Origin of the sequence: Rhodoblastus acidophilus, from assembly GCF_900187365.1 — a bacterium.
In the GTDB taxonomy this organism is placed as follows: Bacteria; Pseudomonadota; Alphaproteobacteria; order Rhizobiales; family Beijerinckiaceae; genus Rhodoblastus; species Rhodoblastus acidophilus.
Genome location: NZ_FYDG01000011.1, coordinates 69222 through 90549, shown reverse-complemented (window position 1 = coordinate 90549; position 21328 = coordinate 69222). Strand labels below are relative to the sequence as shown.

Genomic DNA, 21328 nt, shown 5'->3' with positions numbered 1-21328 from the left:
GTCGAACGAAACGCCAGCCCAAAAAGTGGGCCGGCGCTCGGGGATGGGCGTGTCCGAGGTCAGGATCAGGCCGCCAGCGTGAGCGCGGGCGTCTTGGTGAACGTCAGCAGCGAGCCGCCGTGCCCATCCGCCGCCAGACCAAACTGACCGGCGGAATACTGGCCCAGCAGAGCGAAGCTCAGGGTTTCGTGACCCTGGGTCAGCGTCAGCGTGGCGAAGGCGTTGGAGGCGTCTTCGTGGAAAGCCAGCGTGGTCTTGGAGGCGTCCAGCGCGAAGAAGTCGATCTGGTTCGACGCGCCGAGCGGCGCGGACTCATTCGCGCTGAAGCGCTGCGAGTTGGCCTGGACGCCGCCGCTGTAATTGTCGACGCGCACGCCGACGCCCTTCTCCGTCGAGACCAGCGTCTGTATCGCGCCGGACGCGTCGTAGAAATAGGCCTGCTGATCGGCGATCGCGCTGTTGGTGATCGGCTTGACCGCCTCGTAGCCGGCGCCGGTCCAGGCGTTCTGGTAGAGCGTCGACGTCGGCGTCGAACCGCCATTGGCGTAGAGTTGCACCTCCCAGCCGCCATCGCAGAAGTTGCTCTTTTCGGCGATCACATGGCGCGAAGCGTCGAGGAGCTTGATGTCGTAATTGAAGCCCTTGGCGTCGTACAAACTTTCGCGCGAAGTGTAGGACAGACCCCAGAAAGTTCCGGACGTCGCGCTCCACACATCGTGGCTTCCATCGGCGGCGTAGGTGTCGACGCTGGTGGTCGCGCCCGAGGCCGAGAAGGTCTCTTTCAGCAGGATATTGTTGTTGGCGCCGAAATAGGTGTCGGCGACATGCACGCCCGTCTTGTCGAACGCGCGATCGTAAGCGGCATAGTCCAGGCCATTGTGCGTTCCGGCGACGAAATGCTTGCCGTCATACGAGCCGTCGGCATTCTGGTTGAAGACGATCGCGGCCGAACCGCTGACGTCATAGGTCGTCACCACGAAGCCGCCGCAAGTCTTGTAGATTTGCTGCGCGACTTCATGGCCGGACGCATCGAAATAATCATTTTCATAATTGAAGTCCGAGGCGGAGTCTTTCCAGGTGACGCTGGCGTAGCCGATTCCCCAAAAGGAGCCGGGGAGAAAATGCTGCTCGGAGTGAGAGCCGTCGGCGTTCTGGTTGTAGACCAGCGTCCGCTGTCCCGACGAATCGAACATTTCCACCGTCGAGCCGACCTTGGTGTAGGTCTTCTTGACCAGCACGTCGCCGCACGTGTCGTAATAGGTGTCGCTGACGACAACGCCCTTCGCGTTCACCGCGCGATCGTAGGAGGCGTAGGAAACGCCCCAGAAATCGCCCGCCGTATTGTGCTTGCCGTCATAGGAGCCGTCGGCGTTCTGGTTGAACGCCAACAACCACGCGCCCGCGGCGTCATAGGTCGTCAAGGTGAAACCGCCGGCCGGATTGTTGATCTGCCGCACGACGCAAGCGCCGTTCTTGTAATAGCTGGTGACGTCGTTGAACCCCTCGGCGGTGACATGCGTATCCACCTTGTCGTAGGAAACGCCCCAAAATGTCCCGTCCCTCGACACTATCGTGTCCTTGGACCCGTCGGAATTGGAAGTTGTCGGATTGGTGGAAGATGTAGAGACTTGCACAACCATGGCCACCCCTTACGAATTATTTGAGCTTCTTACGCGAGCCGAAATCTGAATCCGCCAAAGCGCGGGACAGCTCGACCTTATCGTTACAGGGGCATTAGGTCAACACGACTTTAAACATACACGGGCCAGGTTGTAAGAGTTTTCAAGGGTTAGACTGCCAAAGCGAACGCCGCCGACGCCGACCGGATGGCTATACATTTACGTCAAGGGCATGAACAAATAATCGCAAGCGGACGATCCATGTGACATTCGTATGAAAACATGCCACGCCGTGAGACTCGCAAGAAATATTTGAGCTATTTCAACTCAGCGCGGCCCGTTGCAGCAATAATGCGCGGGTTCCTTATGTCACCCGGCGAGCGCGGATCGGACGGCGATCTTCCCAAGATTGACGGGCCGGGCTTTTGCCGCGATAGCTGCGCCCCGGATTGTTCCCGCGACGCATCGAGTCTGGCTCGTTCCGAGGCTCTGGCTCTGGCCGAGGCCCCTGGCGCGCGTCCCGGAACGCAAGCCGGAACGGATGCGCAGACCGGCGCCAGCAAGACAGGATTACGAAATTGATGAACCCGATCGCCATTGGCGTCGATTTTGGGACGACAAACAGCGTCGTCGCCATTGCGGATGCGTCCGGCGAGATCGCCGTCCGGCGTTTCGACGCGCCCGCCGGGACGGTGGAAGCCTATCGCTCCGCCCTGCTGTTCTTTCGCGAGGGCCGGCCGCCGCGCGCCAAAGTCCGCCATGTTTCCGGGCCCGCGGCGCTCGACCGCGCCCTCGACGTCAACGGAGAGCATCGCTTCCTGCAATCGCTGAAAACCTATGTCTCCAGCCCGGCTTTTCAGGAAACGCGGCTGTTCGGCGTTAAATTTCTCATCGAAGATCTGATCGGCGTGTTCCTCGCCGACATCCTGCCGCCGGATTTGCTGAATCTGCCCGTCGTCTCGGGACGCCCGGTCGTGTTCGCCGGCGAGCGCCCCAACGAGGAGCTCGCGCTGGAGCGTCTCGGCGCGGCCTATCGCAACGCCGGGGTTGCAAAGGTCGATTTCGCCTATGAGCCGTTCGGCGCCGCCTATGCCTACGGCCGCACGCTGACCCGGCCGGAAACGGTGCTGGTCGCCGACTTCGGCGGCGGCACCAGCGACTTCTCGCTGATGCGATTCGAGCCGGGCCGCGCCGGCCTCGCCGCCGAGGCGCTGTCCCATGCGGGCGTCGGCGTCGCCGGCGACACGTTCGACTTCCGCCTGATCGACAATCTGGTTTCGCCGCGGCTCGGCCGCAATTCCGGCTATCGCTCGTTCGGCAAGACGCTGCCGATGCCGGCGCGCTATTACGCCGCCTTCGCGCAATGGCACAAGCTGTCGCTGCTCAAGAGCGCCGACACGATGGCCGAACTGCACCGCCTCGCCAGGGACGCCGAGCGGCCGGAGGAGATCGAACATCTGATCGAGATCATCGACCACGATCTCGGCTACGAACTCTACCTCGCGGTGTCGAAACTGAAGGCGCGGCTTTCGAGCGAAACCCATGCCCCGTTTCAGTTTTCGGCCGCCGGGCTGGCTATCGAAACCGTGGTCGCGCGCACGGATTTCGAGCGCTGGATCGCCGACGACGTGGCGAGCATGGAGGAGGCGGTCGATCTCGCGCTGGCGCGCGCCGGCGCGACGCCTGCCGAAATCGATTCCGTGTTCCTGACGGGCGGCACGTCCTACGTTCCGGCGGTGCGGCGCCTGTTCGCAGGCCGGTTCGGAGAGGACAAGCTCCGGTTCGGCGACGCCTTCGCCTCCGTAGCCTGCGGCCTCGCCCTGGTGGCGGCCGACCGGGCGCGGCAGGGCTGAACGCCGGCGCGGATTGTGGCGCCTGCGTTAAGCTGATATCCGTCTGGCATAGTCTCGTCCTGCCCGACAGGCCGCCATTGCACGATCCGGTCCTCGCGATTCTCGCCGCCGTTTTCGCGGCCTTTGTTCTCGCAACCCTGGTCGCGGGCGGCCTCGTCCGCGCCGGATTTCCCCTGCCGCCCGCCGAACGGCGCATCGGCTGCGTCGACGGGCTGCGCGGCTATCTCGCGCTGTGCGTGATGGCGCATCATTTCATCATCTGGCTGCGCATCGCCAAGCTGCATGGCGGCTGGGAAGCGCCCGACGTCAAACTGTTCAACCAGTTCGGCGCCGGCGGCGTCGGCTTGTTCTTCATGACGACCGGGCTGGTGTTCTATCCGCGCATTCGCGCCGGCTTCCGCGCCTGCGACTGGCGCGCGGTCTATCTGTCCCGCCTGTTTCGCCTGACGCCCGCCGTCATGCTTGCGGTGGCGCTGGTCATGGCGCTGATCATGGCGCGGACCGGCCTTCATCCCTCCCCGCGCGACATCCTGCCGGCCCTGAGCTGGATCGCCGCCTGGGCCGAACCGCCGCTGCTCGGCTATCCCGACAGCGGGCGCCTGAACGCCTACGTCCTGTGGTCGCTGCATCAGGAATGGATTTTCTATCTGGCGATCCTGCCGGCCTGCGCGGCCGCCGCCGACCTGCTGCGGCGCTTCGGCCAGCCGCTCTGGCTGATCCCGCTCGCCCTGCTGGGCGTCGCGCTGCTGGCGCGCGCGCTGGCGCCGTCGGCGACGCCGCCGGTGTATATGCCCAGTTTCGCCATGGGCATGCTGGCCTATGAATGTCGCGCCCATCCGCGCCTGTCGTCCTGGCTGCGCGGCCCGCGCGCGACGCTCGCGGCGGCGCTGTCGCTGCTGGCGGGCATGACCCTGTTCGCGCAGCCCTATGGCGCTGCCCTGCCGCTGTTCGGCTTTTTCTTCGCCTGCGTCGCCTGCGGCAATGATTTCGGCGGCGTTTTGCGCACGCGCGGCGCGCTGGCGCTGGGCGAGTGTTCCTACAGCATCTATCTGCTGCACGGCCTCGCGCTGGCGCTTCTTTATGTCGATCTGGGCGCCGCTGTCGGGCCGCTGTCCGCCGCGCAGATGACGCTGCTGCTTCCGCCAGCCGCCTTGGTCGTGACGCTGGTCGCCGCCGCCAGTTTTCTGCTGGTCGAACGCCCCGCCATCCGGCTGGGCGCGATTTTAGCGCGAAGAAAACCGCGAGGCTCCGGCGCTATCCCGCAAGCGACCACGTAAGACGCCGACCAACGCGGAATTCGCGCGTGAAAAAAACGAACAATCGCGCGGCCCTATTTGGGCGCCCGGACCGGAGGGCCGTTCTTGTTGCCCGGCATCCCCGGCTGTCCCGGATTTCCGCTCGACGTGGGCGACCCGCCCGGCGCGACATTGCCGCCGCTGGCCGGTCCCGTGGTTTTGCCGCTGTCGCTCTTGCCGGAACCGTCCTTGCTTGGATCGCTTTTGCCGCCCATGCCGCCGCCCGAGGGGCTGGTCGCTTGCGCCAGGGTGGCGGCCGTGGCCGAACAGGCCAGAGTCGATGAGCCGAGAAGCAACGCTACGGCCGTTACTGAAATTCTGCGAAGCTTCGCCATTTTGGACTCCATGAAGTTTAGGAGACAGAAACAAGATCTCTTTTCTTTCGTTCCTTCAGGGCGAGATGAACCGTTCGGAGACGCTCCGCCCCAGTCCGGGCGTCCGCCCTCCCCCGGCGCGGCCGCTCCGGGCGGGGCGATCACTCGTTTGTGTCTTTCCATTCCGCTGGCCCCGCCATAAGCCATTGAGGGCTTTACTGAAAGAGGCCCTGTAGCCATGCCTCCGCCTCTCGCCGAAGTCCTCCGCGATCCCGCGCGAATCGCCGCCTTGCGTGAGACCGGCCTGCTCGACAGCCCGAGCGACAGCGCCTTCGACCGGCTCGCCGATCTCGCCCAGCGCGTGCTCGGCGCCTCTGTGATCCTTGTCTCGCTGGTCGACGTCGACCGCCAATATTTCAAAAGCTGTCCGGGTCTGCCGGAGCCGTGGGCCAGCCGTCGCCAGACGCCCCTCTCACACTCGTTCTGCCAGTATGTCGTCGCGTCGGGCGAACCGCTGGTGGTCGAGGACGCGCGCCAGCACCCCGCCCTGCGCAACAATCTCGCCGTGCGCGATTTGAACGTCATCGCCTATCTGGGCGTGCCGCTGCGGACGCCGGACGGGCACAGGATCGGCAGCCTGTGCGCCATTGAAGCCAAGCCGAAGGCGTGGACGCCGAACGACGTCGCCATCATGGGCGATCTGGCGGAATCCATCATGCATGAAATCGCCGTGCGGCGCCTGATGAATGGCGCGCTGCGCCAGAGCGAAAGCGAATTGCGGCGCAGCAATGCGGAATTGCGCAACGCGATGACGGAGGCGCAAAGCGCGCGCCGGCAAGCCGAGCAGGCGGCGACCGCGCTGCGGGAAAGCAAGGCGCGGCTGGAAAAAGTGCTGGAGGTCGAAACCCTCGGGGTGATGTTCTGGGACATGGCGAGCGGCCGCCTCACCGACGCCAACGACGCGTTCCTGACCATGATGGGCTACAGCCGCGACGACCTCGCGCGGGGCGATATGACCTGGAGCAACCTCACGCCCCCGGAATTTCACCAGGCCAGCCTCACGGAGCTGGGCGCGCTGCAGGAGACCGGACGCCTCGGCCCCTACGAAAAGGAATATGTGCGCAAGGACGGCGCGCGGCAATGGCTGGTCATCGCCGGCAGCTCGCTGGGGGACGGCGTTTGCGTCGAGTTCTGCGTCGACATTTCCGGCCGCAAGCAGGTCGAGGCGGCCCTGCTCAGCCTCAACGTCACGCTTGAGCAGCGCATCCGCGCGGCGGTCAAGGAGCGCGAGACGGCGCTGACGCGCCTCGCGCAGGCGCAAAAACTCACCGCGCTCGGCGAACTCGCGGGCGGCGTCGCGCATGACTTCAACAATATCGCGCAGGCGATCATGGGCGGCGCCAGCATGATCGGCCGCCATGCCGATAATGCGACGCGCGTGCGCCATTTCGCCGAGATGATCGCCGAAGCCGGCGCGCGCGCCGGCTCGATCACGCGGCGCCTGCTGTCCTTCGCCCGGTGCGGCGATCTCAGGCCAGAAGTCGTCGCGCTCGCGCCCCTGCTCGAAGGGCTGCGCGACCTGCTCGTCCAGACGCTCGGCGCCAACCTGACCCTGCATGTCGCCGTCGCGGCGGATCTGCCGCCGGTGTTCGTCGACAAGGGCCAGTTGGAGACGGTCCTGGTCAATCTCGCCACCAATGCGCGCGACGCCATGGCGGCGACCGGCGCCATCACCTTCGCGGCGGACAGGGCGCCGGCTCAAGGCCGGGACGACCTTGGCCTCGCGGCGGGCGACTATGTGGCGATCACGGTGGCGGACACCGGCGCCGGCATGGACGCGGCGACGCTCGACCGCGCGCTGGAGCCGTTCTTCACCACCAAGGCGCCGGGAAAAGGCACGGGGCTGGGCCTGCCGATGGCTCGCGGTTTCGCCGAGCAGTCCGGCGGCGCGCTGCAGGTGCGCAGCGCCATGGGCGCCGGCACCACCGTGTCGATCTGGCTGCCGGTGGGCGAGCGGGTGCGGGCGGCGGCGTCCCGCGCCGCCGCGCCGGCGAAGCCCCGTGGCGCGACGCCGCGCGTCCTGCTGGTCGAGGACGAGGACGCCGTGCGCGAAGTGCTGAAGTGCGAGCTGGAGGACGCCGGCTTCCAGGTCGCGGAAGCCTCGGGCGGCGCCATGGCGCTGGCGGCCATCGACGCCGGAGAGCAGGTGGATGTGCTGGTGTCGGATCTGTCCATGCCCGAAATGGACGGCATGACGCTGATCCGCGCCGCGCAGGAGCGGCGCAAGCGGCTGCCGACGATTCTGCTCACGGGCTATGTCGGCGACGCCGCCGCCCTGGCCATCGGCAGCCAGGCGCAAGGCTCGATCTGCCTGCTGCGCAAGCCGATCGCCGGCTCCGCTCTGGCGGACCGCGTGGCGACCATCCTGGAACAGCCGGGCGCCGGACCGACCGGCTGAAACGAAACGCGCAGGCGCGCCGCCGGCCGGCGGCGGAACCGCGCGGGCGACGCGGCGTTTGAGAGGCGCGCGGGCGGTTCGCCCTGCAGCCGTCAACCGACGCGAAACCCAGCCATGACCCAACTCCAAACCACCGAAGTCCCAGCCGCAAAAAATCCGTCGCTCGCGCCGCCGGATAAACTCGCGGTGACCCTGATCGTCAATGGCGTGGAGCAGACGCTGCGCCTCGCGCCCTGGACCACTTTGCTCGACGCCTTGCGCGACCATCTGAACCTGACGGGAACCAAGAAGGGCTGCGACCACGGTCAATGCGGCGCCTGCACGGTGCTGGTGGAAGGGCGGCGGATCAATTCTTGCCTGACGTTCGCCGTGATGCAGGACGGCGCGAGGATCACGACGATCGAGGGGCTGGCGCGCAACGGCGTGCTGCATCCGCTGCAACAGGCGTTCACCGACCATGACGCGTTCCAGTGCGGCTATTGCACGCCCGGCCAGATCTGCTCCGCCGCCGGCCTGCTCGCCGAAGGCAAGCCCCTGACCCGGGACGAGATCCGCGAGGCGATGAGCGGCAATATTTGCCGTTGCGGCGCCTATCCGAACATTGTGGCGGCGATCGAACAGGCGATGGGGCGGACATGATCAATTTCGATTACGTCCGGGCGACCAGCGCCGCCGACGCCGTGAGCCGGATCGCCGCCTTTCCCGGCGCGAAATTCATCGCCGGCGGCACCAATCTCGTCGATCTGATGAAGGAGGATGTCGAGCGCCCGCCGCGCCTGATCGACATTTCCCGCCTGCCGCTCAACCGGGTCGAGGACATCCAAGGCGGCGGCCTGCGGATCGGCGCGCTGATCGCCAACGCCGATCTCGCCGGCGCCCCGCCGGTGGCGCAGCGCTATCCGCTGCTCGGCGACGCGTTGCGCGCGGGCGCCTCCGGGCAATTGCGCAATATGGCGAGCGTCGGCGGCAATCTGATGCAGCGCACGCGCTGCTGCTATTTTTACGACCTCGCCACGCCCTGCAACAAGCGCAGGCCCGGCGACGGCTGCTCCGCCCGCGACGGCCTCAACCGCGCCCACGCCATTCTCGGCGCCAGCGTCGCCTGCGTCGCTACCCATCCCTCCGACATGTGCGTCGCCCTCGCGGCGCTCGACGCCATTGTGCATGTGCGGGGGCCGACGGAGGGGCGCGCGCTGGCGCTGACCGATTTTCACCGGCTGCCGGGCGACACGCCGGACCGCGATACAAACCTTGAACCCGACGAGTTGATCACGGCGGTCGAACTGCCGCCAAAGGGGTTCGCCGAACATTACAGCTATCTCAAGATCCGCGACCGCCTGTCCTACGCCTTCGCCTTGGTTTCGGTCGCGGCCGCGCTCGACCTCGACGGCGACCGCATCCGCGAAGCGCGGATCGCCCTCGGCGGCGTCGCGCACAAACCCTGGCGCGACGCGCGGGTCGAAGACGCGATGCGCGGCGAGCCGGCCAACGCCGCGACATTCGGCGCGGCGGCGCAGGCGTTGCTGCGCGACGCGCGCGCGCTGGCGCACAATGCTTTCAAGATCGACCTCGCCGCCCGGACCGTCGTCCGCGCGCTGACCCAGGCGGCGCGGGGAACGCCGCAATCCCAGACGGACAAGCGCATCGGATGAGCCTCTCCGCCCCCACTTGCATCGGCGCGTCCGTCTCCCGGATCGACGGTCCCGCGAAAGTCACCGGCGCCGCCAAATACGCCGCCGAATATGTCGCGCCCGATCTGGCGCATGGCTATGTCGTCACGTCGCGCATCGCCAGGGGCCGCATCCGCCGCATCGACGTCAGCCGCGCGCGGCGCGTCGCCGGCGTGATCGACGTCCTCACCCACGACAACCGCCCGCAGATGGCGGCGCAGGACGACGCCTATCGCGACGACGTCGCGCCGGAGGGCGCGCCGTTCCGTCCGCTCTACAACGACCGCATCCTGTTCAGCGGCCAGCCAATCGCGGTGGTGCTGGCGGAAGACCCGGAGGCGGCCCGCTTCGCCGCCACGCTGCTCGGCGTCGATTACGACGAGGAGCCCCACGTCACGGACTTTCTCGGCCAGCGCGACGCCGCCGTCGCCGCGCCGAAGGGCGCGTTCGGCCCGCCCCCGGCGCGCGGCTCGGTCGAGACGGCGCTGGAGGCGGCGCCCGTGCGCCACGACGCCGATTATTACGTTCCGGCGGAAACCCACAATCCGATGGAGCTTTACGCAACCACCGCGATCTGGGACGCCGACGGCCGGCTGACGGTCTATGACAAGACGCAGGGCGTGCAGAACGCGCACACTTATCTGTGCGGCGTGTTCGGCCTGAAACCCGAGGATCTCCGGGTGATGTCGCCCTATATGGGCGGCGGGTTCGGCTCCGGCCTGCGGCCGCAATATCAGGTGGTTCTGGCGGTGCTCGCGGCCAAGGCCCTGCGGCGCCCGGCGCGGGTCGTGCTGACCCGCGCGCAAATGTTCGAACTCGGCTACCGGCCCGCCATGATCCAGCGGATCAGCCTCGGCGCCGACGCCGACGGAACGCTGCGCGCCATCGCGCACGACGCCGTCACCATGACCTCGCGCTACGAGGATTTCTATCGGCAGGAGACCGGCTGGTCCGGCCTGCTCTACGCCTGCGCCAACGCAAGCTACGCGCATCGGCTGGCGCGGCTCGATCTGCCCACGCCCTGCGACATGCGCGCGCCCAGCGCGGCGACCGGCGTCTATGCGCTCGAATGCGCGATGGACGAACTCGCCGTCGCCCTGAACATGGACCCGATCGCGCTGCGCCTGAAAAACTATTCGGAGCGCGACCAGCACAGCGGCGATCCCTACAGCAGCAAGAACCTGCGCGCCTGTTACGAACAGGGCGCCGAGGCGTTCGGCTGGGCCGGCCGCGCCCCCGAACCGCGCGCCATGCGCGACGGCGACGAACTGATCGGCTGGGGCATGGCGACCGGCGTGTGGGAAGCGCTGCAAATGTCCATCGGCGTGCGCATCGTTCTCTCCGCCAACGGCCATGCGGAAGTGTCCTGCGCCACGTCGGACATCGGCACGGGAACCTACACCATCATGGCGCAGGTGGCCGCCGACATGCTGGGCCTGCCGTTGCAGGACATTTCGATCCGGCTCGGCGATTCCACCCTGCCCCGCTCGCCGGTGGAAGGCGGCTCATGGATCGCCGCCTCGGTCGCCAATGGCATCGCCGCCACCGCCGACGCGATCCGCGCCGACGTCCTGCGCCTCGCCCAGGGCCTGCCCCATGCGCCGCTGGCGGGCGCCGGCCCCGACGATGTCGAGCTGGCGGAAGGCTGCGTGGTTAGCCGCGCCGATCCGTCGCGCCGGACGCCGATCGCCGACGCGCTGCGCCACGCCCGGCTCGAACGCATCGAGCGCGAGCATCTGACCGAATTCGCCGCCCCAAAACTGGCGCACAACACCCATTCCGCCGTGTTCGCCGAAGTGCGGATCGACGAGGATCTCGGCCTCATCCGCGTCACCCGCGTCGTCAGCGCCGTCGCCGCCGGGCGCATCCTCAACGCCAAGACCGCGCGCAGCCAGATCATGGGCGGCGTGGTCTGGGGCGTCGGCATGGCGCTGCACGAGGAGACGCTGATCGACCCCGCATTCGGCCGGATCATGAACGCCAATATCGCCGATTATCATGTGCCGGTGAACGCCGACATCCACGACATCGAGGTCATTTTCGTCGACGAGCCGGACGCCGAGATCAACCATCTCGGCGTCAAGGGGCTGGGCGAAATCGGCATTGTCGGCGTCGCCGCCGCCATCGCCAACGCCGTCTATCACGCCACGGGAACGCGGGTCCGCGACCTGCCCATCACGCTCGACAAGCTGCGGCGCTGAGGCCGCCGCGTTCACGCCGCGCGTGAACCTTTCCCGCCCTCGCCCGTTTCAAGCTCGAACCCTTCCGCAACGAACCGCAGCCAGGGAGACGATCATGGTCGCGAGGGCCGTCGCCAACGGGGGCGCGTTGAAATCCGTCGCCGACAACGTCTGGATTTTCGACGACCGGCCGATCAAGCCGCTGGGCGCTCCGGTTCCGATCCGCATGACGATCCTGCGGCTGGCGGACGGCGCCGTGCTGCTGCATTCTCCCACGCGCTATTCCCGCGAACTGCGCGACGAGATCGAGCGGCTCGGCCGGATCGCCTATCTGATGGCGCCGAATGTCGCCCATTGGATGTTCCTGCCCGACTGGCAGGCCGCCCTGCCCGACGCGATGGTCGTGGCGGCGCCCGGCCTGTCGCGGCGCGGACAGGTGCGCGCGTCGGGCCTGCGCATCGACCGCGAACTGAACGACGGCCCGCTCGACGAATGGGGCGGCGAGATCGAGACCGTTCTTATCCAGGCGCCGCTGTTCGCCGAGGTCGCGCTGTTTCACAAGCCGAGCCACACCCTGGTCCTGACCGATCTCGTGCAAAATCTCGACCCCGAGACGCTGCCGCCGCTGGCGCGCGGTCTCGCCGACCTGCTCGGCTCGACCGCGCCAAACGGCAGGGCGCCGGCCTATTTGCGCGGCCTGATCCATCTCGGCGGGCAGGCCGCGCGCGAAGCCGCGGCGCGGCTGGTGGCGCTGCGGCCCGAGCGGGTGATTTTCGCGCATGGGCGCTGGTTCGAGGAGGCGGGGACCGAGCGGCTGCGTCGCGCGCTCGACTGGCTGCTCGCGCCGCGCACGCCGCGTCGCGGCCGCGTTCGCGGGCGCCCCGGCGGCCAGAGCGGCGGCGAAATCAGCCGGCGCGCGCGCCAGACCCGGCGCGACGACCTGCGCGGCCTGCGCGTGGTGATCACCGGGGCGTCGAGCGGCATCGGCCGCGCCACGGCGCTCGCCTTCGCGCGACGCGGCGCCAGCGTCGCCCTCGCCGCGCGCCGCGAACCCGCGCTGCGCGAACTGGCGGCCGAATGCGAAGCGCTCGGCGGCCGCGCGCTCGCCGTTGCAACCGACGTCGCCGACGCAGAGGCGGTCATGCGCCTCGGCGAATGCGCCGATCAAGCGTTTGGCGGAATCGACGTCTGGATCAACAATGCGGGCACGGGCGTGTTCGGCGCGTGGCGGGACGCCGACATCGCGCTGCACCGGCGCGCCATTGAAGTGAATCTGTTCGGCGCCATGCACGGCGCCTCCGCCGCGCTGCCAGTGTTCCTGCGCCAGCGGCGCGGCGTGCTGATCAACATGATTTCGCTCGGCGGCTGGGCTCCGGCCCCGTTCGCCGCCGCCTATACCGCAAGCAAGTTCGGCCTGCGCGGCTTCTCCGCCAGCCTGCGCCAGGAACTGGCCGAATGGCCCGGCATAAAAGTGTGCGGCGTGTTCCCGGCCATGGTCGACACGCCCGGCTTCGTCCACGGCGCCAATATGTCGGGCCGCCGGCTCGACCCCGGCCCGCTGCTCTACCAGGCGGAAGACGTGGCCCAGGCGCTGGTGCGCCTCGTTCGCGATCCCCGCGACGAGATCGCGGTGGGCTGGCCGGCGCGGGCGGGACAAATCGCCTATGCGCTGGCGCCGGGGCCGACCGAACGCCTGTTCGGCGCGGGCCTGCGCTTCCTGCTCGCGCGCGCGAGCGCGGCGCCGAAAAGCCAGGGAACCCTGCTGCAACCGGCGCCGCAGGGCCGGTCGTCCAGCGGCGGCTGGCTGGCGCGAAAAGGCCTGCCGCCCGCGACCCAAATGACTCAACTGGCTGCGGCGACGGTTGGCGCCGTCGCGCTCGTTTTGGCCGTGCGCCGCGCCGGCCGCAGGAGGAACTGAAGCATGACGCCCACTGACCCGGCCACGTTGATCCTGATGTATTTCGTCCTGCCCGTCTGGCTGGCGGCGGGATTCGCCGACTGGCTGTGCCATCGCGCCTCGCACATCGAATCGACGTCGGGCGTCAAGGAATCGCTGATCCACCTGCTGATGTTCGCCGAAGTCGGCGCGCCCCTTCTCGCGGCCTTGTTCCTCGACGTCAACGCGCTCATCCTCGCCGTCATGATCGTCGCGTTTTTCGTGCATGAAGCGACGGCGATGTGGGATGTGACCTACGCCGTGTCCCGGCGTGAGGTGACGCCGATCGAACAGCATGTGCACAGCTTCCTCGAAATGATTCCGCTGCTGGCGATCGTCACGATGGCGACGCTGCACTGGGGGCAGTTTCTGGCGCTGTTCGGGCTGGGCGACGAGCCGGCCCGTCTGGCCCTGGCCTGGAAGCAGCAGCCGCTTTCCGGCGCCTATGTGGCGACCATTCTCGGCCTGATCGTCGTGTTCGAGTTCCTTCCCTACGCCGAGGAGTTTCTGCGCACGCGGCGCGCCGGCGCCCCGCTGCACAGCGAACGATAGCCTTGGCGAGACCGGATCGGAGCACTTGACAATGCGCCTGTTTTGTTCTTTTTTTGTTCCATCCTGAAGAACGGATGGAGACGGGCATGGCCCTGGCGTTTGGCGTGGAATTCGATCCCGAGGAAATGAGCGCGCCGCGGTTCATTCCCGGCTTCGCGCCGACCGCGCGCCCCGGCGGAATCGCCATGGCGGAATGGGCGGGCGCGGCGCGCGACTGGCTGGCGCGACCCGCGCATCGCGCAGGCGCGCGCCCCACGGCGGAGGCGTCGCCGGAAACGATCCGGCTCGAAAACGCCGACATCGCCAACGCCTTCGCCCGCATCGCCGATATCGTCGGTCTGGCCCCGCAGGAGCGCGCCGCCCTGTTCGGCGTGCAGCGCGATCCCTCGCGGGTGATTCTGGCGCTCGAAACTCTTGGCGCGGCGCTCGACCTGTGCGGCGCGCCGGAGGCGACCCTGTCCTGGCTGCGCGCGGGGATCGCCGAGGCGCCGTTCAACGGCCGCGCGCCTCTAACCCTGTTCGCCGCCGAAGGCCAGTTCGGCGTCGAGATCGCGCTGCTCTATCTGCGCGCCCGATTGCGCAAGGCCGGATCCGCGCGCGCGTGAGCGAAGGCGGCTCTCAGGCCGACCCCGCCAGAAACGCCCGCCATCCGCCGAAATCCGTGATGTCGCGCGCGCCGGCCAGGGCGTGGCTCTCGCAGAGGAATCCGGCGACCCTCCGGCCATCGGCCAGCGTCACCTTGCCGATTCCGAGCGGCGCGGGGATCGCATCGACGAAGCGGCCAAAGGCGTCGGCGGGCAGCGACCAGACCTCAACCTCCAGGCCTGGGCCGGCAAAGCCCGGCTCGCGGATCAGCCCCGGCTTGGCCGGCGTGGTGTTGGCCAGCGCGTAGAGACGATAGTCCGGCGCGGTGCGGGTCGCCTCCGCCAGCCAGCCGCCGCCCTGGGTCAATTGCCAGTTGAGCGGCTGGTCCGCGAGATGGGCGCCGACCACGACGATGTCGATTCGATCGCTCAAGGGCGCGTGCGGGACCGCAGCAATTTTCTCGCGCGCGAAACCTGCGCCGCATCCCGTCGCGGCATGGAACGCCGCCGCAAGCGGCGCCAGGGCTTCGTCGCTATGCGGCGAGCCGATCAGGGTGACGCCGAACGGCAGGCCGTCGCCGCGAAAACCGGCGGGAACCGCGATCGCCGCCATGCGACGAAAATTGACGAAATTGGTGTAGCGGCCGAGTTGCGCGTTGAGCCGCACGGGATCGGCCAACATCGCCGCGACCGTGTGCTGAATGGGCGAGGTCGGCAGCAGCATGACGTCGAATTTTTCGGCTTCCCGTTCCGCCGCGCGCAAAAGCTCTTTTAGCCGATAGTGTCCGCGAAAAGCGTCAGCGGCGGAGAATTTTTTCGCGCTTTCGATCAGCCCGCGCACGGTCGGCTCGAACGCCTCCGGCTTTTGCGCGAGAAACATTTCGAGGGCCGCGAGGCGCTCCGCCAGCCACGGCCCCTCGTAAAGCAGCGCCGCGATTTCGGCGAAGGGCGCGTAGTCGAATTCGACCATGCGCCAGCCCAACTTTTCGCCCAGCGCGACAGCTTGAGCGTAGAGTTTTTCGTTTTCGGCGGCGCCATAAAATTCGCGATCTCCGGCGCTCAAAACGCCGACGCGCGGACGAGGCGGCAGCCCGACGCGCGCCGGCGCGACGGAATAGCCGTCGTCCGCATCAAACCCTTCGATCACCCGGCGCAAAGCCACGCCGTCGGCGACATCAGCCGCGAACACGCTGACGCAATCGAGGCTGCGGCAAGCGGGAACGACGCCGGTCGAAGGAACGAGGCCGGGCGTCGGCTTGACGCCGACGATATTGTTGAACGCGGCGGGCACGCGGCCCGACCCCGCCGTATCCGTGCCGAGCGTAAAGGCGACCAGCCCGCGCGCGACCGCCACCGCCGAGCCGGAGGACGAACCGCCCGACACATAATCGCGATCGAACACGCAACGCGGCGCGCCATAGGGCGAGCGCGTGCCGTTGAGGCCGGTGGCGAACTGGTCGAGATTGGTTTTGGCCACCAGCAGCGCGCCCGCCGCGCGCAGGCGGGCGACCACGGCGGCGTCCTTTTCCGCGACATAAGCGTAGTCGGGACAGGCCGCGGTGGTGGCCATGCCGGCGACGTCGATATTGTCCTTGACCGCATAGGGAACGCCCCACAGCGGCAGACTGTTCGGATCGGGCGCGTGCGAAAGTAGAGCGCGGGCGGCGGCGCGCAGATCGTCCGGCGCGACCCGGCTGATGAAAATCGCGGGATCGTCGCAGGCGTCGATCCGCGCCAAAACCTCCTCGACAACCTCGAACAGATTTTCGGGATTCTCCGCGTAGCGACCGCGCAGGGAGTCCAGGGTGAACAGCGCCATCACACTTCCTCCAGGGCGCAGACGAGATCGCCGGCGCGAAGAGTCTGTCCGGGCTTGACCAACAGGCTGCGGACGATTCCGCGCGCCGTTGCGGGAATGGAAATTTCCATTTTCATCGACTCGATCACCACCAAAGTCTGCCCGATCTCGACGTGCTCGCCCTCGTTGACCCGCCATTGCCAGACATTGCCCGGCGCCTCGGAAAACTGCCCGATGCAGCCGTCGGGAACCTCGCCGCCGGAGCCGAGCGCGCTCGCCGCTTCATTGAGCGGGGCGTCGTCGATCTTGGCGTCGCGCCAGCGCTGGCGCTCGGCCTCGAAGGCGGCCTGCTGTTTCGTCTTGAACGCGGAAATCCCGTCCGCCTCGCGGGCGAGAAACGCCTTGTAATCGGCGTAGGAAAATTCCGTTTCCTCGATTTTTACGGGATAGGCGCCGTGCGGAAAAGCCGCCCGCGCCTCCAAAAGCTCGTCGGCGCTGACCGGGAAGAACTTGATCTGGTCGAAAAAGCGCAGCAGCCACGGCGCGCCCGATTTGAACTCCGGCGTCGTGCGCCAGCTGTTCCACATCTGGATGGTGCGGCCGAACAGCTGATAGCCGCCCGGCCCCTCCATGCCGTAAACGCACATATAGGCGCCGCCGATGCCCACCGCATTTTCCGGCGTCCAGGTGCGCGCCGGATTGTATTTGGTGGTGACGAGGCGATGACGCGGATCGACCGGCGTCGCGACGGGGGCGCCGAGATAGACGTCGCCGAGGCCGAGCACGAGATAGTTGGCGTCGAAGATGATGTTCTGCACCGACGCCACATCGTCGAGGCCGTTGATGCGGCGAATGAACTCGATATTGTCGGGGCACCAGGGCGCATTGGGGCGCACCAGCTCCTGATATTTGCGCATGGCGAGCTGCGCCTGCGGATCGTTCCAAGACAGCGGCAGATGCACGATGCGGCTCGGCACTTTCATCGCCTCGGTCGAGGGCATGTCGGCCTCGATCGCGCGCAACGCGTCCAGCAGCTTTCCGCGCGACAGCACGGAACTGTCGTAATGCGCCTGAAGCGAGCGTATGCCCGGCGTCATGTCGATCAGGCCGGGAAGTCTCGCCTCCCGCACCTTTTGCGCCAGCAGATGCACCCGCATGCGCAGGCCGATGTCGAGCGCCATCGGGCCATATTCAATGAGCAGATTGTCGTCGCCGGCGCGGCGATAGACGGCGGGGATTTCCCCCTCGACCTTGCCGAGTATGGCCGAGCCCGAGGCGGCTTTCACAGTGGGGCCGGCGACCGGATCGTTTGGCCGCGCCACCGGAACGAACTTCAGCTTGTCGCCGGGCTTGAGCTGGCCGAGCTTCCACAAATCCTCGCGCGCGGTCACGGCGGGGCAGACGAAGCCGCCGAGGCTGGGGCCATCGGGACCGAGCAGGATCGGCATGTCGCCGGTGAAATCCACCGCGCCGATGGCATAGGCGTTGTCGTGAATGTTGGAGGGATGCAGTCCGGCTTCGCCGCCGTCCGCGCGCGCCCAGTTCGGCTTGGGGCCGGTGAGCCGAACGCCGGTGCGGGCGGAGTTGAAATGCACCTCATATTCGGCGGCGAACAGCGTTGCGATGTCGTCCTCAAGGAAGAAATCCGGCGCGCCATGCGGGCCGTAAATCACCGACAGGCGCCAGTCGCGCGTCAGCGGCGGCAGTTCGTCGTCTTGCGCCGGCCGGGGTTCGCTGACGGGGGGGGCGTCGCCGAAATGCAGCACGTCGCCGGCTTTTAGCGCCCCCACCGCATGGCCGCCGAAACCGCCCAGCGTGAAGGTGGCGCGCGAGCCCAAAAACTCCGGCGCGTTAAAACCGCCGCGCAGCGCGAGATAGGTGCGCAGCCCCGGCCCTTCCACCGCGCCGAGCGCCAACACCTGCCCGGCTCTGGCCTGATGCGGAATGTTGTTGGCGATGTCGGCGCCGTCGAGCGTCGCCTTCATCCGCGCCCCGGCCAGCGCGAAAATCACATCCGAATTGAAGCGCAGCGTGGCGCCGCGCGCGGTCATTTCCAGCGCGGTGGTCGTCTCGGCATTGCCGACGATGCGGTTGGCGAGTCTGAAACTTTTTTCGTCCATCGGGCCGCTCGGCGGCACGCCGACGTCCCACAGGCCCAGGCGCCCCGGAAGCTCCTGGATCGTCGATTGCGCGCCGGGGCTGAGCACGTCGAGGGTGTCAGGCGCGAAGGCGAAATGCGGCAGCACGTTGGTGGCGACCTCGCCGCGCGCGAAAATGTCGGAGGCGGCGACGGCGCGCAGATAAGCCAGATTGGTTTCGATGCCGGCGACGCGCGTGGCGTCGAGGGCGGCGCGCAATTTTGTGAGCGCGTCGGCGCGCGTCTCGCCATGGACGATGATCTTCGCCAGCATCGGATCGTAGTTCGCGGTGACCTCGGCGCCGGTTTCGATCCAGCCGTCGATGCGCGCGTCTTGCGGAAAAACGACTTCGGTCAGCAGGCCGGCGCTCGGCCGGAATTTTTGCGCGGGATTTTCGGCGTAAAGCCGCGCCTCCATCGCCGCGCCGCGCGGCTTCGGTTCAAAGCCGGTGAGCACGTCCTCGCCCGCAGCCTGACGGATCATCCATTCCACCAGATCGACGCCGAACACGGCTTCCGTCACGGGATGCTCGACCTGCAAGCGCGTGTTGACTTCGAGGAAATAGAATTTTTCGCGCGCGACATCGTAGATGAATTCGACGGTGCCGGCGGATTCGTAATTGACCGCTCGACCCAGCGCGCAGGCGGCCTCCCGCAACTCGGCCCGCAAAGCGTCGGACAGGCCGGGCGCCGGCGTCTCCTCGATCACCTTCTGGTTGCGGCGTTGCAGCGAGCAATCGCGCTCGCCCAGCGCCACCACGCGGCCCTTGCCGTCGCCAAAAATCTGCACTTCGACATGACGCGCGCGCGCGACGAAGCGCTCCAGGAACAGCCGCGCATCGCCAAATCCGGCCTGCGCCGTGCGGCGCACGCTGTCGAATTTTTCGCGCAGCGACTCCGGCCCTTCGCAAAGCTGCATGCCGATGCCGCCGCCGCCCGCCGTGCTTTTCAGCATGACGGGATAGCCGATGGTTTCCGCCGCCGCCAAAGCCTGTTCGACGTCGTCGAGAACGCCCGTTCCCGGCAGCAGCGGCGCGCCCGCCTTTTCGGCGATTTCGCGCGCCGTGTGCTTCAAGCCAAAGGCGCGCAAATGCTCGGGACGCGGGCCGATGAAGGCGATTCCCTCCGCCGCCAGCCTCTCCGCGAAACCGACGTTTTCGGACAGGAATCCATAACCGGGATGCACCGCCTGCGCGCCAACTTGCTTGCAGGCGGCGATGATTTTCTCCGCCTGCAAATAGCTTTCGGCCGCCGGCGCCGGGCCGAGGCGGACAGCCTCGTCGGCGTCGCGCACGGGGCGCGCGAAACGGTCGGCGTCGGAATAGACGGCGACGCTGGAAATCCCCATTTTGCGACAGGTTCGCCCGATCCGGCAGACGATCTCGCCCCGGTTGGCAATCAGGATTTTCGTGAACATCTATGCCTCCGGCGCGTCCCAGATCAGAGCCTGCACCGGCGTCGGAATAAAGCCGTTGCAGGGATTGTTGATCTGCGGGCAATTGGAGATCACGCACAGAATGTCCATTTCGGCGACCAGTTCGACATAGTCGCCGGGCTTGGATTCGCCATCGACGATGGCGAGCTTGCCGTCCGGTTCGACCGGCACGTTCATGAAGAAATTGATGTTGGGCGCAATGTCGCGCTTGGTCATGCCGTATTTACTGACCTCCAGCACGAAATTCTCGCGGCAGGCGTGCTGGTATTTGACGTGATGGCCGAAGCGCACCGTGTTGCTCTCGCAGGAGCACGCCCCCGCCGAAGTGTCATGCGCGCCGCCGGTGTTGGCGACAATGCACGCCATCACGCGGCCCTCGTTGGAGACGAGTTTCGTGCCCATCACCACATAGGCCGAACCCTGCTCGCGCAACGTATCGTTAACGGAATAGCGTTCGGAATAATCGGCGGCGTTGTAAAACAACGTGTCCACCGCCTGCTGGCCGCAGCAATCGACGATGCGCAGAGTCTGGCCTTTGCGAACCAAAGCCGACCACGGCTTTTTCGCAGGGATATGAAATGTTTGCGCCGCCTTAGCGGGGTCGAGCTTGGAGGGGGCGCAGATGATCTTGCTCATGATGGCCTCCCTCAAGCAAACGTGTTTTCGAAGGCGCGGATGCTTTCCGCACTGCCGCTGCGACAGAAATCGTCGGCGGCGATTGGCTGCCGCGAAATGATCAGGCGCAGCGGACCCGGCGCGTAATCCGGGGCGGGATCGAATGGATGCGGGCAATTGGAGATGGCGACGAGCAGATCCTGCTCCGCGCGCAAATCGACGAGATCGTTGTTCGCCCGCTTGGCTTCGTTCCACACGAACACGCCGTCGGCGTCGGTTTCGACCGGCGCAAAAAACGTGACGGGCAGCGGAATGTCGGCGCGCGACAAGCCGAGCTTGGCCGCGGCCAGGATGAAATTGTCGCGGGTGTTGCGAAAGTCGCCGCCGTATTTTTTCGCATTGCTCGCGGCGGTGGAGCCGCCCACCAGCGCGTCATGCGCGCCCGACGTATCCTCGGTGATGGAGAAAACGACCTTGCCCATGTCGGACAGGATCACGCGGCCCTTTTGCAGCGCGGCGCTCCACTGCACCTTCACCGTATCGGCGTGGTTGATGCGCTCGGACACGTCCTGCGCGTTCCAGGCGAGGATCGAGGCCGACGAGCGACCCTCGGAATTGATGAGACGCAAGGTCTCGCCGCTCAAAACCTTGCCGTACCAGTACCAGCCGCCGGGAATGGTTTCGCGCGCCAGCGCATGCTCTGGCGAAAGCGCCGCGCCATCCTTCGGCGTCAGCGGCGGCAGGGCGCGCGCCTCCTGCCCCGCGCTTTTCAGCTTTTCGTAATTGGCGCGATTGACGGCGATTTCCGCCTGTTGCGCTTCGGTCAGACTCATGGCTGCCTCGGTCCAAAATTCCGGGCCGTCCCGGCTTGCCCCCGATGTG

The 21328-nt window shown here is 67.2% G+C and carries 15 protein-coding genes; 9 read left to right on the top strand and 6 right to left on the bottom strand.

What is annotated here, in order from left to right:
- Nucleotides 1–65 precede the first annotated feature (65 nt).
- The gene (locus tag CFB24_RS17025; protein ID WP_141098479.1) at nt 66–1568 is read right to left on the bottom strand and encodes a hypothetical protein; all 1503 of its coding nucleotides are present in this window, start codon (nt 1566–1568) and stop codon (nt 66–68) included.
- Between the two features lie 632 nt (nt 1569–2200).
- Between CFB24_RS17025 and CFB24_RS17020 the strand changes: the two genes are divergently transcribed.
- Both CFB24_RS17020 and CFB24_RS17015 read left to right on the top strand, forming a co-directional pair.
- Nucleotides 2201–3472 carry an Hsp70 family protein gene (locus CFB24_RS17020; protein WP_088521842.1) on the top strand — a complete coding sequence of 424 codons (1272 nt, stop codon included), beginning with the start codon at nt 2201–2203 and terminating at the stop codon, nt 3470–3472.
- Nucleotides 3473–3549: 77 nt separating this feature from the next.
- Nucleotides 3550–4749 (top strand): acyltransferase family protein, encoded by a 1200-nt coding sequence (locus tag CFB24_RS17015; RefSeq protein ID WP_088521841.1) that lies wholly within the window; start codon nt 3550–3552, stop codon nt 4747–4749.
- Between the two features lie 53 nt (nt 4750–4802).
- Here the strand turns inward: CFB24_RS17015 and CFB24_RS17010 are convergent, their stop codons facing one another.
- Entirely contained in the window at nt 4803–5102 is a 300-nt protein-coding gene (locus CFB24_RS17010; RefSeq protein ID WP_141098478.1) for a hypothetical protein, read from the bottom strand.
- Nucleotides 5103–5319: 217 nt separating this feature from the next.
- On the opposite strand from CFB24_RS17010, the gene CFB24_RS17005 reads away from it, so the two are divergent.
- The 7 genes from CFB24_RS17005 to CFB24_RS16975 all read left to right on the top strand — a co-directional run bounded on the left by CFB24_RS17005 (nt 5320) and on the right by CFB24_RS16975 (nt 14482).
- A complete protein-coding gene (locus CFB24_RS17005) occupies nt 5320–7539 on the top strand; it encodes an ATP-binding protein (RefSeq protein ID WP_088521839.1) in 2220 nt (739 codons plus the stop codon).
- A 114-nt stretch (nt 7540–7653) separates the two neighbouring features.
- Nucleotides 7654–8178, top strand: a complete 525-nt coding sequence (locus CFB24_RS17000; protein ID WP_088521838.1) for a (2Fe-2S)-binding protein — start codon at nt 7654–7656, stop codon at nt 8176–8178.
- On the top strand, nt 8175–9191 hold the full coding sequence (locus CFB24_RS16995; protein WP_088521837.1) for an FAD binding domain-containing protein: 1017 nt from the start codon (nt 8175–8177) through the stop codon (nt 9189–9191). Before CFB24_RS17000 ends, CFB24_RS16995 begins: the two co-directional genes overlap by 4 nt.
- Entirely contained in the window at nt 9188–11410 is a 2223-nt protein-coding gene (locus tag CFB24_RS16990; RefSeq protein WP_088521836.1) for a xanthine dehydrogenase family protein molybdopterin-binding subunit, read from the top strand. The genes CFB24_RS16995 and CFB24_RS16990 overlap by 4 nt, the downstream gene beginning before the upstream one ends.
- A gap of 94 nt (nt 11411–11504) precedes the next feature.
- Nucleotides 11505–13307 (top strand): SDR family oxidoreductase, encoded by a 1803-nt coding sequence (locus CFB24_RS16985; RefSeq protein ID WP_088521835.1) that lies wholly within the window; start codon nt 11505–11507, stop codon nt 13305–13307.
- Nucleotides 13308–13310: 3 nt separating this feature from the next.
- Nucleotides 13311–13877, top strand: a complete 567-nt coding sequence (locus CFB24_RS16980) for a diguanylate cyclase (protein ID WP_088521834.1) — start codon at nt 13311–13313, stop codon at nt 13875–13877.
- 86 nt (nt 13878–13963) lie between these two features.
- Nucleotides 13964–14482 carry a hypothetical protein gene (locus tag CFB24_RS16975; protein ID WP_141098477.1) on the top strand — a complete coding sequence of 173 codons (519 nt, stop codon included), beginning with the start codon at nt 13964–13966 and terminating at the stop codon, nt 14480–14482.
- A 13-nt stretch (nt 14483–14495) separates the two neighbouring features.
- Here CFB24_RS16975 and atzF read toward each other — a convergent pair whose 3' ends face one another.
- From atzF to CFB24_RS16955, 4 genes are read right to left on the bottom strand one after another with little or no spacing between them, the layout of a single operon-like run.
- The gene (gene atzF, locus CFB24_RS16970) at nt 14496–16280 is read right to left on the bottom strand and encodes an allophanate hydrolase (protein WP_088521832.1); all 1785 of its coding nucleotides are present in this window, start codon (nt 16278–16280) and stop codon (nt 14496–14498) included.
- Nucleotides 16280–19813 carry an urea carboxylase gene (gene uca / locus CFB24_RS16965; protein WP_088521831.1) on the bottom strand — a complete coding sequence of 1178 codons (3534 nt, stop codon included), beginning with the start codon at nt 19811–19813 and terminating at the stop codon, nt 16280–16282. Before uca ends, atzF begins: the two co-directional genes overlap by 1 nt.
- Nucleotides 19814–20467 (bottom strand): urea amidolyase associated protein UAAP2, encoded by a 654-nt coding sequence (locus CFB24_RS16960; RefSeq protein WP_088521830.1) that lies wholly within the window; start codon nt 20465–20467, stop codon nt 19814–19816.
- 11 nt (nt 20468–20478) lie between these two features.
- Complete coding sequence (locus CFB24_RS16955) at nt 20479–21279, bottom strand: urea amidolyase associated protein UAAP1 (RefSeq protein WP_088521829.1); 801 nt, start codon at nt 21277–21279, stop codon at nt 20479–20481.
- Nucleotides 21280–21328: the final 49 nt, after the last annotated feature.